This window comes from Stenotrophomonas sp. PA-6-5C (genome assembly GCF_021605635.1).
Lineage (GTDB): Bacteria > Pseudomonadota > Gammaproteobacteria > Xanthomonadales > Xanthomonadaceae > Stenotrophomonas > Stenotrophomonas lactitubi.
Genome location: NZ_WKEE01000033.1, coordinates 1 through 14,735, shown reverse-complemented (window position 1 = coordinate 14,735; position 14,735 = coordinate 1). Strand labels below are relative to the sequence as shown.

Below are 14,735 nucleotides of genomic sequence, written 5' to 3'. Positions count from 1 at the left end.
GATGCCGGCCAGCGGCCCGCACTACCGCTTCAGCGCCATGACCACTGCAGGCCCACGCTGGCGCGGCGGTCCGGCCCCGGTTCGAAGAACCGGCCGTTGCCGTCGTTGACGATCACCGAGCCGATGTAGCGCTGGTCCAGCACGTTGTCGATGCGCGCGAATGCACGCAGTTCACCGGCCTGCAGCCTCCAGCTGCGCCCAGCCTCCAGGTTCAGCAGCGCGTATCCCGGCGCGCGCTCGGTGGCGATGTCGTTCACCACCACGTCGCTGCTGGCGGCAGCTTCCAGCGCCCACTGCCAGTCCCCCGGCGACCATTGCAGGCGCGCATATGCCTGCTGCCGGGGCACGCCGGGCAGGCGGCTGCCGGCGGCAACCACGGTGTCTGGCACGGCGCAGTTGCTGGCCGCACAGGCCAGGTAGGGCGAGCGCACCTGCGCCTGCAGCCAGGTCCAGGCCAGCTGCAGCTCCAGCTGCTCGGCCATCGGTTGCCGGTACTGCAGCTCCACGCCCTGGCGGCGGGTGCGGCCGATGTTGCGGTACGTGCTGCGGCCACTGGTGTTGCTGGCAACGGCCAGCTCATCGTCGGTATCTGCGCGGAACACGCTCACATCGAGCTGCCTTCCATCCTGCGCATGCCACTTGCTGCCCACTTCCAGGCTGCGGCTGCGGGCAGCCGCCAGATCCAGCGCCAGCCCGGCCTGGCCATCGGCGCGGTAGCCCAGTTCATTGAACGTCGGGGTTTCAAATCCACGGCCCACGGCCGCGTGCAGGCGCCACTGCGGGCTGGCCTCGAAGCTGACACCCGCCACCGGCGTGGTGGCCTGGTAGCGGCGGCGGCCGCTGTCGTCCGGGTTGCGCCCGACGATGTAGCGATCATCCGATTCGAAGCGCACCGTGCTGTGGCGGACTCCGGCCAGCAGCGACCAGCGCGGGCTCCATTGCCACCACGCCTGCGCGAACTGGTCCACGTTCTGCACGATGTCGATCTGGTCGCGACGCAGGCGACCGCGTACGCCCACGGTGCTGCCGATGAAGTTCTCGTAGCCAGTGCGGTGCTGGCGCTGGCGATCGGCATTCACGCCCACCACCAGATCCAGCGGGCGGCCCCACAGATCGCCGTTCCAGCCCCAGCGCGCGTCCAGGCCGCCGTAGCCGCCATCCAGGTCGATCACGCCACCGGCGTGCAATGGGTTGGCCTGTGGTCCCGGCGGAATCGGCAGGTACTGGCTCACCGCGCGCTGCCCGGCATAGCCCATCAGCTGCCAGCGCTGCGCACCGGCTTCCCGCGTCCAGCGCAGGCCGGCCTGCTGCTGGCGCACCGATTTGCGGGTGTTGTACTGGTGGGCCACTGCCGTCGCCTGGCGCGGGTCGGCCGCCACCTGCGCGCGGGTCAGGCCCAGCGGGTCCTGCGCGTTGGGCGCATGCAGCGCATTGAGCAGCAGTTCCAGGCGGCCGCCAGCGAGCTCGGTGCCCAGCCGCGCGTTCAACGATTCGCGGCGCGCACGGCTATGGTCACGCCAGCCATCGGTACTGAAATGGTTGGCGGCCACGTTGTAGTCGATGCCCTTGCCCGCCCCGCGCAGCTGCGCGCCGACGCTGAGCGTGTTGTCGGCACCGGCATTCACCCGCAGCCGCCACGGGTCACCGGCCTGGCCCTGCGCGCTCCACACCTGCAGCACGCCGCCGGAGGAATTACCGTACAACGCCGAGAACGGCCCGCGCAGCACCTCGATGCGCTCGGCACCGAGCAGGCTGGCGTGCGACAGCTGGCCCTGGCCATCGGGCATGGTCGCCGGCACCCCATCAATCAGCACCCGCACCCCGCGCACGCCGAAGGTCGAACGGGCGCCGAAGCCACGGATCGACAGCTGGGTGTCCTGTGCGAAGTTCTGCCGGTCCCTGGCCAGCAGGCCCGGCACCCCGCCCAGCGCCTCGGACAGCTGCGCGTTGGCGCCGCTACGGTCGGCATCGATCCACACCGTATCCAGGCTGGCGGGCAGGGCGAAGGGATCCACGCCCGGCACCCGCGCGGCCTGCACCTGCACGGCCGGCAGCGCGGTAGGCGATGGCTCGGCCCCCACCGCCAAAGGCGACAGCAGCAGGGTGGACAGCGGCAGGCAATGACGTCGTACGGCGGAATTCATGATTCAGGTTGATGGATCGGGCGGCAACGCACGCCATGGTACGGGCAGGCGGATGACGATGGCGGCGGCCAGCCCCGGCAGGCTTTGTTACGATGGGCTGTTTCCGGCCGAAAAGCCGCAAGCCGCGTGGCGCAATTCCTCCCCCTTTCCGTCTACCGAACGAGTACCGCCGTGTCCTTCTTTGCAAACGTGGAACTGGTCCCAGGCGACCCGATCCTGGGCCTGACCGAGGCGTACAACGCCGACAGCCGCCCGACCAAGGTCAACCTGGGTGTGGGCATCTACTACGACGAGAGCGGCCGCATTCCGCTGCTGCGCGCCGTCAAGCAGATCGAGCAGCAGCTCGCCAACGAAGCCAAACCGCGCGGCTACCTGCCGATCGATGGCCTGCCGGCATACACCCAGGCTACCCGTGAACTGGTGTTCGGCAAGGATTCGCCGCTGCTGGCCGCCGGCCGCGTCACCACCGCACAGACCGTCGGTGGCAGCGGTGCGCTGCGCGTCGGCGCCGACGTGCTGAAAAAGCTGCTGCCGCACGCCACCGTCGCGCTGAGCAACCCGAGCTGGGAAAACCACCGCGCCGTGTTCAGCGCCGCGGGTTTCGAGGTGGTCGATTACACCTACTTCGACCCGACCACCCACGGCGTCAACTTCGACGGCCTGCTGGCCGACCTCGGCAAGCTGGAAGCGGGCACCGTGGTGCTGCTGCACGCCTGCTGCCACAACCCCACCGGCGCCGACCTCACCGTCAGCCAGTGGAAGCAGGTCGCGCAGCTGCTGAAGGACCGCCAGCTGTTCCCCTTCATCGACATGGCCTACCAGGGCTTCGACAAGGGCATCGAGCAGGACGGCGCCGCCGTCCGCATCATCGCCGAGGCCGGCATCGACAGCTTCATCGTCGCCAACTCGTACTCCAAGTCGTTCTCGCTGTATGGCGAGCGCGTGGGTGCGCTGTCGATGGTGGCGCCGACCGCCGCTGACGCCAAGGCCGTGCAGTCGCAGGTCAAGCGCGTGATCCGCACGATCTACTCCAGCCCGTCCACCCACGGTGCTGCACTGGTTGCCGGCGTGCTGACCAACCCGGAACTGCGTGCGATGTGGGAGCAGGAACTGACCGAGATGCGCGAGCGCATCCACGCCCTGCGCCAGGGCCTGGTCGAGAAGCTGGCCGCCGCCGGTGCCCCGCAGTTCGGTTTCATCAACGAGCAGGCCGGCATGTTCTCGTACTCCGGCCTGAGCCGCGAACAGGTCGAGCGCCTGCGCGACGATTTCGGCATCTACGCCGTCGGCACCGGCCGCATCTGCGTGGCCGCGCTGAACCAGAACAACCTGGAATACGTCGCCAAGGCCGTGGCCACCGTCGCCAAGGGCTGAAGCACCACTCCAGTGGTTTGAAAACAAAGGCGCCGCAAGGCGCCTTTGTTTTTGGGTCCTGGTTTCGCCAAGGGTTGCTGTAGAGCCGAGCCTGCGCTCGGCTTGCGCGGCGTGACGGACGAAGAGCAGCCGAGCGCGGGCTCGGCTCTACAGAAGCAGAGCGCCCCGCTTCTGCAGCGCAACGCATCTGGAAACGATTACGCCTTCCCCGCTCACCCACGCGCAAGTCAGACCAGCGACAATAGGCGTTTCCCCGTTGCCGAGACCTGCCCGCCCATGTCCCGTACCTCGTTGACCCGCTTCCTGATCCAGCAGCAGCACGCCGGCCGCATCAACGCCGACCTGCGCCAGCTGATCGCGGTCGTCGCCCGCGCCTGCACCAGCATCTCCATCGCCGTCAGCAAGGGCGCCCTCGGTGGCGTGCTCGGCGAGGCCGGCACCGGCAACGTGCAGGGCGAAGCGCAGAAGAAGCTCGATGTCATCAGCAACGAGATCCTGCTGGAAGCCAACGCCTGGGGCGGTCACCTCGCTGCCTGCGCATCGGAGGAGATGGACCACAGCCAGCCCGTGCCGGACATCTACCCGCGCGGCGATTTCCTGCTGCTGTTCGATCCCCTCGATGGCAGCTCCAACATCGACGTCAACGTCTCCGTCGGCACCATCTTCTCGGTGCTGCGTTGCCCGACCAACGTCGAACTGCCTGGCGATGACGCCTTCCTGCAGCCGGGCAGCAAGCAGATTGCCGCCGGCTACTGCATCTACGGGCCCAGCACGCAGCTGGTGCTGACCGTCGGCCACGGTACCCACGCCTTCACCCTCGACCGCGAAACCGGCGAGTTCCTGCTGACCACCGAGAACATGCAGATCCCGGCGGCCACCCAGGAGTTCGCCATCAACATGTCCAACCAGCGCCACTGGGAAGCGCCGATGCAGGCCTATGTGGAAGATCTGCTGGCCGGCAAGGAAGGCCCGCGCGGCAAGAACTTCAACATGCGCTGGATCGCCAGCATGGTCGCCGACGTGCATCGCATCCTGACCCGCGGCGGCATCTTCATCTATCCGTGGGACAAGAAGGAACCGGGCAAGGCCGGCAAGCTGCGCCTGATGTACGAAGCCAACCCGATGGGGCTGCTGGTGGAACAGGCGGGCGGTGCAGCCTGGACCGGTCGCGAGCGCATCACCGACCTGCAACCCGACCAGCTGCACCAGCGTGTGCCGGTGTTCCTCGGTTCGCGCGAAGAGGTCGCCGAGGCCGTGCGTTATCACCAGGAGCATGACGCGAAGAGCGTCTGACAGCGGCCATCCCTACAGCGGTCATGGCAGATTGATGACATGACCGCAGGGTGACAGCAGCGGCTGCAAGCGGCACCATCAAGCCCTTGCCGTCGAAGGAATGCACGCATGCACGAGCCGGGCCCTGTCGATTTCATCGAGGTCATCCACAACGCCGTCCCCAGCGACGTGTGCGCAGCGATCGTCGCCCGCATGCGTGCAAGTCAGGGCCTGAAACCCGGTGCAGTGGGCAGCGGCGTGTTCCCGGAACTCAAGCACAGCAAGGATCTGCGGATCAGCGGCGTGGATGGCTGGCAGGATGTGGACCAGCAGCTGCAACAGGCGGTTTTTGCCGGCCTGCAGACTTATCTACGCCGTTATCCACAGGCATTGATCGCGCCGCTGATGTTGCAGATCCAGGACAGCGACGGCCAGCCGCGACGTCTGTCGGCCGAGGATTTTCCCGACATGGCGCCGGAGCAGCTCGCGGATCTGGCGCGCACCTGCCTGCGCCCGGGCGCAATCAACCTGCAGTGGTACGCAGCGGGCGAGGGCGGTTACCCGTACTGGCACTGCGAGCTGTACCCGAAGGACGCGCAGGCCGAGACCCTGCATCGGCATGTGCTGTGGACGCTGTACCTCAACGACGACTTCGACGAAGGCGAAACCGAGTTCCTGTTCCAGGGCCGGAAGATCGCACCGCGCACCGGCAGCCTGTTGATTGCGCCGACGGCGTTCACCCACACCCATCGTGGCAACCGCCCGCAGGGCGGCGACAAGTTCATCGCCACCAGCTGGATCCTGTTCCAGAGTGCGCAGAAGTTGTTTGGGGGAGGGTGATACAAACTGGTCACTCGAGGTTCCCAGCACCTTGTCCGGATCATGGAGCTGGCCCCCGAGATCCTGTGCTGTGGTGCGAGCAGTGGTGCTATCTCCTAAGGCAGACCACTACCCGGGCTGCCCTCGCTGATAAGAGAATCCCCAGATGCTGGCACGCCTTCCGATGCGCCCAGCTGACCCAGCGGCCTCCGGATGGCATTCAATTCATAGCTGAACTCGCGCATCTTGCAGTGGGCCTTCCAGCCCGCGGGGCTGTCGAGGTTGGTCGCATGGTCAGGCCAACTAAGATGGTCGGTGTGACCGAAACTGACGTCCTCGTTCCGGTCGGTGCCGACAGGGCTCGCCCCCAAACCACGGGCTCAGAACCAGGGTCACTGCTTTCTCCATGGTCTGATCAAGGTCTTGTGCATTACCCAGGCGATCCAGCCGCAGACCAATCCGATCCCAGCGACAATGATTTCCTCTTCCCCGAAGGGGGACCCACTTACCCGTTGATAGACGACAAAAACCATTGCTCTCAATGACAACAGGGCAAATATGACTACAGGTGCCCAAAGTACAATCTTCATCATTCCCCCGTGTGCAATGCATGGACCAGTGCTCGACGACTGGCCGCCTACGCTCTCTATCCCGCCATCTGCGGCATCATGATCTTCTTGCACGCACTACCGGAGGTTCCTCTCTGCGCTCTTGCCACTGCAGCACTACCACAGAATACGGATGTTTCGCGCGCATGCGCAGTTTCGGGCTTTCCGTGCCACCTACAAAAGCTTCCTGCAGCGAAGTCGAGCAAGCTCGACGCTACCGAGGACGGCGATGATAGAGAATCCCGCCCGCTGCTGCACCGAACACTGCGATACCCAGGCCAACAAGCTCTTCTTCTCCAAGCGCTTCGCCAGATATCAGCTTGCCGACGGTCAGCAGCAGGACGTTCAATGGGAGCATCCACAAGAACGCGATACCAAGCCAGTAGATGATCTTCATTTCATGCCCTCATTGATCCGGATACATCGACTTGAACCAATAGGCAGATCTGTTCCTCATCCATGTCCTGAATTCTGTCATCTCCAGTTCCCGCAGCTGGCGCATGTCAATTCCATAGCGTTGGAACAGGGAAATGGGCTCTCTCATACTGTCCTCATCCACAGCCGACGGATCAACAGAGACGTTGATCTTTCTGAGAAACCCCTCAACGGACACCACGCCTGATGTTTCACTCAAACTGGAGGAGAACGCATCCTCATCCAGTCGTGAGTAGACCCTCAGGGAATCAATTTCTATTTTCAGCATTGCCAGTCGTTGCAGAAGTGGTTGCACGCATTCTGTTCCACCCGGCTATCGGGTGGGACCAAAAGATTACCGCCGCCGCCTTGCCAGGCACTGAGCTTCTCGACGGGGATTTCCTTGAGTTGGCAGGTGAACTGGAGATAGAAGGAACGGTCTTCTTTTCGATAGCTGTTCCATCCGACAGCCGTCACTTTGACTTCGATCCGACCATCGCCCTTGTGCGGCTGGTGTAGTTCAACATCCGCAGAATGGGACAGCCAGTAGTCTCCCTTGTGTGCGAAGCCTGCGCCGCCACTGGTCAAGTGCGCATCCACTACCTCCGGCATCCCTTCGGACGAAGGCGTGTATCCCTTCAGGCTGCCGGTGATCTTGGTGAACTGCTGGGAATCGATCACGCCCGGCGACTCCGAGAAGAGGCGCAGCAGAAGGAGCGTGCCCGTGCCCTTGCTCACCACCTGACCTGTATTTGCCGTCCACAGATGTTGCTCGAACTCGTCCAGACCGGCTGGCATATCAGTGGCAATCGATGCCTGCGGAACGGCGATGCATTCGTGAATGGCGCGAGCCTGCACCTGCAGGGTCACAAGGGAGAGAAGGAGAGCGCTGGCCGGAAGGCAGCACAGGCGTTTCATCATGTAGACACCGCTGATTCGAATTCAGTCACGCGAGCAACTGGCAGGATGTGCCTGATCAAAAGGGGATGCGTCGGGATCATGTGCTCCCGTCCATGCATCAAGGTCCTGCATCTGCAGGGGCGAGGCTTTCAGGCGCTCTGATAGCTGGGTCGGTGCATCACATTCATCGCGCCATTCCAGTGGGCTTGTGGAGCGGAACGATGCGTCAATCTGGATCTCGATGCCGGAATCTCCGGTGGAAATCACGGTGATCTGCCCTGCGACCGGAACTCCGTAGCAGCCGGTCTTTCCGGCGAATGCACTGGATCCACTGCTATGGAACATCCGTACGCGATCACCTGCGGCGGCGAATCGGTCTCCTGCCTTCGCGTCAGCAGGGAGCTGGACCGTGAGCTTGCTGAAGGTGGAACGGTCGGTCCACCACGAAGACCGGAATCGTCGAACCCCGATCACACGGTTGTTGCCGGTAACGATCTGGTGACAGGCAAAGAGTCGCTGGCGTGGCTCGACCGTCAGGCAGGCGAGGTCATGCATGGCAGCGTCTTCAACCACAAACGCACGGGCGGCCTCTGCATCGGCGCCGCAGGCAAACAGAAACGCACCACGGCTGAAGGCATGTAGGCGCTTCATGCACGAATCGATTCATCGCCCAACAGACGGAACCGCACCCTCGCCGATCGTAGGTAATCCATCTGCACCCTTCCATGGTTTGCAGGCCATCCGGCCAAGCGCAGATTGTTGCCGGTAAGTCAGGCAGCGGTCCAGCGTTCTAGAACAGACTTCCCTGCGGCGAATCCTTGCGCGGCGGCAACGGCTTCTCGAACCGGCTGCAATCCAGCTTCGGCCAGTGGCTGTTCTGCGCGTTGAAGCCCAGGCGCTTGCGCGCCAGCTTGAAGCGGTTGTTCAACAGTTCCGCATAGACGCCCTGGCCACGCATGCGCGTGCCGAACTGGCTGTCGTAATCCTTGCCGCCACGCAGCTGCTGGATGGTGCTCATCACATGCGCGGCACGATCCGGATGATGGGTATCGAGCCAATCGCGGAACAACGGTGCCACTTCCAGCGGCAAGCGCAGCAGCACGTAGCCCGCAGTACTGGCGCCGGCATCATGCGCAGCCTCCAGAACGGCTTCCAGTTCGCTGTCGTTGATCCATGGAATCACCGGCGCCACCATCACACCCACCGGGATACCGGCCTCGTGCAGGCGCTTCATGGCACGCAGGCGCGCATGTGGCGCCGAGGCACGCGGCTCCAGTTTCGCCGACAGGTGCGGATCCAGCGATGTCACCGAAAAATGCACGCTGACCAGGTTCTCCGCCGCCAGCGGTGCGAGCAGATCGATGTCGCGCTCAACCAGCGCGTTCTTGGTGATCAGCGAGAACGGATGTTTCGTCTCCAGCATCACTTCGATCAGCTGACGGGTCAGCTTGAACTTGCGTTCGATCGGCTGATACGCGTCGGTGTTGATGCCCAGCGCGATCGGTTGCGGCACGTAGCCCGGTTTCGACAGTTCCTTGCGCAGCAGCTGGGGCGCGTTGGTCTTGGCGAACAGCTTGGTCTCGAAGTCGAGCCCGGGTGACAGGTTCAGATAGGCATGCGAGGGCCGCGCGAAGCAGTACGAGCAGCCGTGCTCGCAGCCGCGATACGGATTCACCGATTGGCTGAAGCCGACGTCCGGCGAGGTGTTGCGGCTGATGATGCTGCGCGCGGTCTCCGCGCGTACTTCGGTGCGCAGGCGCGGGGCGAGGAACTCCTCGCTTTCGTCCACTGCCCAGCCGTCGTCCACCGCCTCGCTGACGGTGCTTTCAAAACGCCCCGCAAGATGGGACGTGGAACCCCGGCCCTTGATGGCGGCCTGGGCGTTGCGAGGGGGGTGCTGCATGTTGCCCTCCGGCCGTTACGGGATATTAGTATTATTGCTAACCACAGGCGGCGCAAGCGGCCAGGATTCACGTAGCTGTAGGGGCGGAGGCGTATGGGACCGCACGTTGACCCCAGACTTGTCCACAGGGTTGCGCGGCTTGCGACCGGGCGCGCGCCATCGCCGCGGCCGGCCAGCATGGGCCACGGGTGTCTCAACAGCTGCGATGGGAAGATCGGCTGCAGGGGCGCATGCAAGGCCGGAACATGGGGACCTGCCGCACGTCCTCCGGCTTCAATCTGCAGGGGGAAGTCAGATGCACTGCTACAGCAGTGCCAGATAGCCCTTCACCGTGGCATCCAGGCCGTCGTACAGGGCTTCGCCGATCAGGGCGTGGCCGATCGAGACCTCCAACACGTCGGGCACATCGGCCAGGAATTCACGCAGGTTGTCCTGCGACAGGTCGTGTCCTGCATTCACACCCAGGCCGACGGCCTGTGCACGGCGTGCGGCGGTGGCAAACAGTTCAAGCATTGCCCGCGCGTCGCCAGCAGCATGGGCCTCGGCATAGGGACCGGTGTACAACTCGATGCGGTCGGCGCCGACCTCGGCCGCCTGTTCCAGCAGCGGGTTGCCGGCATCCACGAACAGGCTCACCCGGCAGCCCATCGCCTTCAGCTCGGCCACCAGCGGGCGCAGTCGCTGCGCGTCGCGCTCGAAGTCGAAACCATGATCGGAGGTGATCTGACCATCGCCATCGGGAACCAGCGTGGCCTGCGCCGGACGCGTCTGCGCGCACAGCGGCAGCAGCCCGGGGTAGCCCTCGCGCGGCGGCGCGAACGGGTTGCCTTCGATGTTGAATTCGACACCCCGCGCGCGGGTCAGCGCCGACAGTGCCAGCACGTCCTCGGCGGTGATGTGGCGACGGTCCGGCCGCGGGTGCACGGTGATGCCATGCGCGCCCGCATCCAGGCAGGCCTGGGCGGCACGCACCACGTCCGGTTCGGCACCGCCACGCGAGTTGCGCAGGACGGCGATCTTGTTGACGTTGACGCTGAGCTGGGTCATGGAACGGGACTACGGGGAGTAAGAGGGAGGGTCGCTGCCGTCGGCCTGAGTCACCTTGGCCTGTTCGCGCAGACGCCGCAGTTCATCGCTGTCCACCAGTGTCGCCGGATCACGCTGAAGGTCGCCAAAGCGTGCCACATAGCGACCGCGCACCCACGCCAGCAGGAAGGCGAGGGCGGCCAGCAGGGCCAGTGACATCAGCCCCATGTTCGGTGTTTTCAGGGCAAAGGCGAAGCAGCCCAGCGCCAGCAGCAGGTACAGCCAGTACATTGTCAGTCTCCCCGGGCCACCGCCGCAGTGTAGCGCTGCCTCACAGCAGCGGCGAGGCCAATCGCGCGAAGGCCTCGGGCAACCGATGCAGCCACAGCGAGCGCCCTGCCTGGTCGTGTACGCGGGTGGCGCGCTCGAACTCGGACTGCAGCAACGTAGACAGTTCCGCTACCCGGTCACGGTCGCTGATCATCATCGACAGCTCGAAATTCAGGCGGAAGCTGCGGTGATCGAAGTTGGCGCTGCCGACGATGCAGACATCGTCGTCGGCGATGAACGCCTTGGTATGCAGCATGCGCGGACCGTACTCGTAGATCTTCACTCCCGCATGCAGCAGTTCGTCGAAGTAGGAGCGTGCGGCCTGGGTGACGAACCAGGAGTCGCTCATCTTCGGCACCAGCAGGCGCACGTCCAGGCCACCGAGCGCCGCCGACGTCAGCGCCATCCGCGCCGCCTCGCCGGGTACGAAGTAGGGGGTCACCAGCCAGACCCGCTCACGTGCCTCCTGGATGGCGGCCACATGCAGTCTGTGAATCGTCTCCCATCCCGAATCCGGGCCGGAGACCAGCACCTGCGCGTCGATCGCACCGTCGCCGCGCAGGGCCATGTCGCTCGGCCACAGCCGGGCGATGTCGAACCGCGAGTGGTCCTGGCCACTGGCGTACAACCAGTCCTCGGCAAACACCAGCTGCAGGCTGCGCACCACGTGCCCGCGCAGGCGCATGTGCAGATCGCGATAGGCATTCGGGTTGCGGCTTTCATCTTCGTCGTCGGTGATGTTGATGCCGCCGGTGAACGCCAGGCGACCATCGACGATCACCAGCTTGCGGTGCGTGCGCAGGTTCAACCAGGGGCGTTTGAACGGCTTCAGCAGCTGCCGCGGATGGAACCAGACCACTTCCGCGCCGGCATCCAGCAGCGGCTGCAGGAAGCGCTGGCGCACGGCGGAGGAGCCCACCGCGTCCAGCAGCAGCCGTACCTGCACACCGGCGCTCGCCCGTTCCTGCAAGGCATCCCGCAACGCGGTGCCGGCGTGGTCGGGATTGAAGATGTAGTACTCCAGATGCACGTGGTCACTCGCCTGCGCCACCGCTTCCAGCAATGCAGCGTAGGTGGCCGCACCGTCAACCAGCCAGGTCACTTCGGTGGCGGTGCTTGGCGCCAGACCCGTCGTCGCCTGCGCGATCTTGGCCAGCTCGGTGCAGTCGGCATCGGGCGGGCAGACATCGCTGTAGTGCTCCATGCCCGAACGCGCACGACCGCGTCGCAGTCGTTGCCGCTTCACCTTCTGCGGCCCCAGCAGGTAGTAGATGAAGAGGCCGAGGTAGGGCAGCAGCGCCAGCGACAGGATCCAGCTCAGCGTGGCCACCGGCTCGCGTTTCTGCAGCATGATCCAGCCGGTCAGGGCGAGCAGGTACAGCAGGTAGGCCACCGCCAGGATCGTTCCCAGGTGGGCGATGCCATCAAGCCAATGGCGCACGGAATCGAAGAGGGCGAGCATTCGCCGATCATAGCGGGGACGCGCACCGGTCAGCGGCATTTGTTCCCGGACGCGTTCCCGGCAAGACGCATCCACGGATGGCGTGGATCCACGTGTCGACCAAGGTCGACACCTACCAACAGCGGCGACGTAGGGCCGGCAGACCACCACCGCGCACAAAAAAAGACGCCCCTGTTTCCAGGGGCGTCTGCAGTCGCGTCATGACTGATGTATTGCGGTGTAGCGATTTACTGCTGCACGAAGCCGATCTTCTTCATCTGAGCATTCTTCGCGGCGGCCAGAACCTTGGCCATCACGTCGTACTCCGAATCCGGGCTGGCATCGATCCGCAGTTCCGGCTGGTTGGTCGGGTCACGCTGGACCTCCTGCTCCATCCGCTGCTGCAGTTCGCTTGCGTTGATCGGGCTGTTGTTCCACGAGACCTGGTTGCTGGCGTCGATCTTCAACTCGATCGGCGGCGGCGGTTCGACCAGCTGCGGCGGTGGGTTGAGCACGCGCTGCGGCAGGTCCACGGCGATCGGGTACGTCATGATCGGCGCGGTGACGATGAAGATGATCAGCAGCACCAGCATCACGTCCACGAGGGGCGTGACGTTGATGTCTGCCATGGGGCCTTTGCCACCACCACTACTGAATGCCATGGCTTATTGCCCCTTCTCTTTGGTCGCCACGAAGCCGACGTCCAGCATGCCCTGTTCCTGCGCGATCTTGGTCATCTCGTTGATGACACGCATCTTGGTGGTGCGGTCACCACGCAGGTTCAACGGCGGCTGCGGGGTCTGCTGGGCGGCGGTCGCCAAGCGCGACTCGAGAGTCTGCTTGTTGATCTCTTCGTCGTTCCAGTAGATCGAACCGTCTTCCTTGACTGCCAGGGTGATGGGGCCCTTGCGGTCGTTGGTGTCGTCCGGCTTCTGGACCAGGTTGGCCTCCGGCAGATCCACCTTGACCTTGTGGGACATCAGCGGCGCCGTGATGATGAAGATGATCAGCAGCACCAGCATCACGTCCACGAGGGGCGTAACGTTGATGTCGGCCATGGGGCCGCCGCTGTTACCACTACTGAAAGCCATAACGGGCTCCGTCTAGATCTTGGTGACTACGTTCTCGCGGGTACAGCGCGTCGCAATTAGCGGACGCGCGAACCGGTGGCGAAGAAGTCGTGCAGGTCGTGCGCGAAGGTATCGAACTTGCTGATGGTCGCGCTGTTGATCTTGCTGAAGAAGTTGAAGGCGAACACGGCCGGGATCGCGACGAACAGACCGATGGCGGTCATGATCAGTGCTTCACCCACCGGGCCGGCAACGGCGTCGATCGAAGCGGAGCCGGTGGCACCGATCTTGATCAGCGCGCCGTAGATGCCCCACACGGTACCCAGCAGACCGACGAACGGAGCGGTTGCACCGACGGTGGCCAGCAGGGTCATGCCCGACTGCAGCTTGTTGCTTTCGCGGGTCACGGCCTGGCGCAGAGCGCGGTCGACGAACTCCGAACGGCTCAGGTTCTCACCCACGCCGCCGACGGCGCCGCCTTCAGCACGCTGGTGGTGCGCAGCAGCCTGGGCAGCGTCCAGAGCGATCTTCGAGAACGGCTCCGAAGCCGGCTGCTCTTCCATTGCACGGATGGCGTCCTGCGCGTTCGGGGTATCCCAGAACAGGCTGACGACGCGATCAGCGGCGCTCTTCAGGCGGGTAGCACGGAAGATGTTGATGACGGTCCAGTACCAGGACATGGCGGACATGACGACCAGGGTCAGCAGCACGACCCAGGAAACCGCGAAATCACCCGGCTTGGTGGTCATTTCGTGGATCAGATGCTCGAAGCCCATCTGCGACAGGGCGTTGGACGGATTGCCCCCGGCAGCAGCGGCGATGAAAATTTCCTGCAGCATGACGCTTACCTTTGTTGTGTGTGGTGATAAAGGGTGTAGCTAAGCTAAACAATCGAACTGGAGGCGAGGGTGGCCAGGCGGCCACCCGGGCGCATCAGTTCAGCGCAAAGTTGACCGGGACGCGGACGCGGCCAGCAGCCTTCTTACCGCCAGCTTCGGCGGCGTTGAAACGCCACTTGCGGGCAGCTTCCATCGCAGCACGGTCCAGATCGCGGTTACGGCTGGACTTTTCCACCGTGACATTGGTGACGTTGCCCTGGGCATCGACATCAATGATCAGGATCACTTCGCCCTGGATACCAGCGCGGAAGGCGGCCGGCGGATAGCGCGGCGGATTCATGGCCTTCGACGAGATGTCCACGCTGGCCTCGATCGAGGTCGGCGGTGCCGGCGGCGAGGGCGGCGACGGCGGGGTGACGATATCGTTCGCGCGCGGTTCCGGCACGTCGACGACCGGCGCCTGCGGCGGCGGCGGGACGGGCGACTGCTTCGGCGGCGACAGATTCTTCACCGGCGGCGGCGGGGTGTCCTGCGGCGGCGGCGGCGGGGGCGGGGGCGGGGGGGGCGGCGGGGCGGCGGCGAGGGGCACCATGAC

General features: G+C 64.7%; 16 protein-coding genes. 3 read left to right on the top strand and 13 right to left on the bottom strand.

Annotated features, from left to right (window positions below; genetic code table 11):
• Nucleotides 1-29: 29 nt before the first annotated feature.
• Entirely contained in the window at nt 30-2,144 is a 2,115-nt protein-coding gene (locus GIW57_RS14510; protein WP_236511700.1) for a TonB-dependent receptor, read from the bottom strand.
• 171 nt (nt 2,145-2,315) lie between these two features.
• On the opposite strand from GIW57_RS14510, the gene GIW57_RS14505 reads away from it, so the two are divergent.
• The 3 genes from GIW57_RS14505 (at nt 2,316) to GIW57_RS14495 (ending at nt 5,630) form a co-directional block, all read left to right on the top strand.
• On the top strand, nt 2,316-3,518 hold the full coding sequence (locus tag GIW57_RS14505) for an amino acid aminotransferase (RefSeq protein WP_236511698.1): 1,203 nt from the start codon (nt 2,316-2,318) through the stop codon (nt 3,516-3,518).
• Nucleotides 3,519-3,794: 276 nt separating this feature from the next.
• Nucleotides 3,795-4,811 carry a class 1 fructose-bisphosphatase gene (locus tag GIW57_RS14500; protein ID WP_099819429.1) on the top strand — a complete coding sequence of 339 codons (1,017 nt, stop codon included), beginning with the start codon at nt 3,795-3,797 and terminating at the stop codon, nt 4,809-4,811.
• A 108-nt stretch (nt 4,812-4,919) separates the two neighbouring features.
• Entirely contained in the window at nt 4,920-5,630 is a 711-nt protein-coding gene (locus GIW57_RS14495; RefSeq protein WP_100461712.1) for a 2OG-Fe(II) oxygenase, read from the top strand.
• An 801-nt stretch (nt 5,631-6,431) separates the two neighbouring features.
• On the opposite strand, the gene GIW57_RS14490 is transcribed toward GIW57_RS14495, so the two are convergent.
• The 12 genes from GIW57_RS14490 to GIW57_RS14435 form a co-directional block, all read right to left on the bottom strand.
• The gene (locus GIW57_RS14490; RefSeq protein WP_236511696.1) at nt 6,432-6,614 is read right to left on the bottom strand and encodes a hypothetical protein; all 183 of its coding nucleotides are present in this window, start codon (nt 6,612-6,614) and stop codon (nt 6,432-6,434) included.
• Nucleotides 6,615-6,623: 9 nt separating this feature from the next.
• Complete coding sequence (locus GIW57_RS14485; RefSeq protein WP_236511694.1) at nt 6,624-6,947, bottom strand: hypothetical protein; 324 nt, start codon at nt 6,945-6,947, stop codon at nt 6,624-6,626.
• Nucleotides 6,914-7,552, bottom strand: a complete 639-nt coding sequence (locus GIW57_RS14480; protein ID WP_236511692.1) for a hypothetical protein — start codon at nt 7,550-7,552, stop codon at nt 6,914-6,916. The genes GIW57_RS14485 and GIW57_RS14480 overlap by 34 nt, the downstream gene beginning before the upstream one ends.
• Nucleotides 7,553-7,573: 21 nt before the next feature.
• The gene (locus GIW57_RS14475; protein ID WP_236511690.1) at nt 7,574-8,182 is read right to left on the bottom strand and encodes a hypothetical protein; all 609 of its coding nucleotides are present in this window, start codon (nt 8,180-8,182) and stop codon (nt 7,574-7,576) included.
• A gap of 139 nt (nt 8,183-8,321) precedes the next feature.
• The gene (locus GIW57_RS14470; RefSeq protein WP_236511688.1) at nt 8,322-9,434 is read right to left on the bottom strand and encodes a PA0069 family radical SAM protein; all 1,113 of its coding nucleotides are present in this window, start codon (nt 9,432-9,434) and stop codon (nt 8,322-8,324) included.
• A 303-nt stretch (nt 9,435-9,737) separates the two neighbouring features.
• Entirely contained in the window at nt 9,738-10,481 is a 744-nt protein-coding gene (locus GIW57_RS14465) for a pyridoxine 5'-phosphate synthase (protein WP_236511686.1), read from the bottom strand.
• Nucleotides 10,482-10,490: 9 nt separating this feature from the next.
• A complete protein-coding gene (locus tag GIW57_RS14460; RefSeq protein ID WP_236511684.1) occupies nt 10,491-10,751 on the bottom strand; it encodes a hypothetical protein in 261 nt (86 codons plus the stop codon).
• 40 nt (nt 10,752-10,791) lie between these two features.
• Complete coding sequence (cls, locus tag GIW57_RS14455; protein ID WP_100462706.1) at nt 10,792-12,252, bottom strand: cardiolipin synthase; 1,461 nt, start codon at nt 12,250-12,252, stop codon at nt 10,792-10,794.
• A 227-nt stretch (nt 12,253-12,479) separates the two neighbouring features.
• Entirely contained in the window at nt 12,480-12,893 is a 414-nt protein-coding gene (locus GIW57_RS14450; protein WP_004132666.1) for a biopolymer transporter ExbD, read from the bottom strand.
• Nucleotides 12,894-12,896: 3 nt separating this feature from the next.
• Nucleotides 12,897-13,322 carry a biopolymer transporter ExbD gene (locus GIW57_RS14445; RefSeq protein ID WP_012509603.1) on the bottom strand — a complete coding sequence of 142 codons (426 nt, stop codon included), beginning with the start codon at nt 13,320-13,322 and terminating at the stop codon, nt 12,897-12,899.
• Between the two features lie 56 nt (nt 13,323-13,378).
• Complete coding sequence (gene exbB / locus GIW57_RS14440) at nt 13,379-14,140, bottom strand: TonB-system energizer ExbB (RefSeq protein ID WP_025875552.1); 762 nt, start codon at nt 14,138-14,140, stop codon at nt 13,379-13,381.
• Nucleotides 14,141-14,234: 94 nt separating this feature from the next.
• The gene (locus GIW57_RS14435; RefSeq protein WP_236511735.1) at nt 14,235-14,732 is read right to left on the bottom strand and encodes an energy transducer TonB; all 498 of its coding nucleotides are present in this window, start codon (nt 14,730-14,732) and stop codon (nt 14,235-14,237) included.
• Nucleotides 14,733-14,735 lie beyond the last annotated feature (3 nt).

Bases quoted from the DNA above. Each gene is read 5' to 3' on its own strand.
- GIW57_RS14510 (WP_236511700.1), bottom strand. From the start codon at position 2,144: ATGAATTCCGCCGTACGACGTCATTGCCTGCCGCTGTCCACCCTGCTG.
- GIW57_RS14500 (WP_099819429.1), top strand. From the start codon at position 3,795: ATGTCCCGTACCTCGTTGACCCGCTTCCTGATCCAGCAGCAGCACGCC.
- GIW57_RS14495 (WP_100461712.1), top strand. From the start codon at position 4,920: ATGCACGAGCCGGGCCCTGTCGATTTCATCGAGGTCATCCACAACGCC.
- GIW57_RS14490 (WP_236511696.1), bottom strand. From the start codon at position 6,614: ATGAAGATCATCTACTGGCTTGGTATCGCGTTCTTGTGGATGCTCCCA.
- GIW57_RS14480 (WP_236511692.1), bottom strand. From the start codon at position 7,552: ATGATGAAACGCCTGTGCTGCCTTCCGGCCAGCGCTCTCCTTCTCTCC.
- GIW57_RS14475 (WP_236511690.1), bottom strand. From the start codon at position 8,182: ATGAAGCGCCTACATGCCTTCAGCCGTGGTGCGTTTCTGTTTGCCTGC.
- GIW57_RS14470 (WP_236511688.1), bottom strand. From the start codon at position 9,434: ATGCAGCACCCCCCTCGCAACGCCCAGGCCGCCATCAAGGGCCGGGGT.
- GIW57_RS14465 (WP_236511686.1), bottom strand. From the start codon at position 10,481: ATGACCCAGCTCAGCGTCAACGTCAACAAGATCGCCGTCCTGCGCAAC.
- GIW57_RS14460 (WP_236511684.1), bottom strand. From the start codon at position 10,751: ATGTACTGGCTGTACCTGCTGCTGGCGCTGGGCTGCTTCGCCTTTGCC.
- cls (WP_100462706.1), bottom strand. From the start codon at position 12,252: ATGCTCGCCCTCTTCGATTCCGTGCGCCATTGGCTTGATGGCATCGCC.
- GIW57_RS14450 (WP_004132666.1), bottom strand. From the start codon at position 12,893: ATGGCATTCAGTAGTGGTGGTGGCAAAGGCCCCATGGCAGACATCAAC.
- GIW57_RS14445 (WP_012509603.1), bottom strand. From the start codon at position 13,322: ATGGCTTTCAGTAGTGGTAACAGCGGCGGCCCCATGGCCGACATCAAC.
- exbB (WP_025875552.1), bottom strand. From the start codon at position 14,140: ATGCTGCAGGAAATTTTCATCGCCGCTGCTGCCGGGGGCAATCCGTCC.
- GIW57_RS14435 (WP_236511735.1), bottom strand. From the start codon at position 14,732: ATGGTGCCCCTCGCCGCCGCCCCGCCGCCCCCCCCGCCCCCGCCCCCG.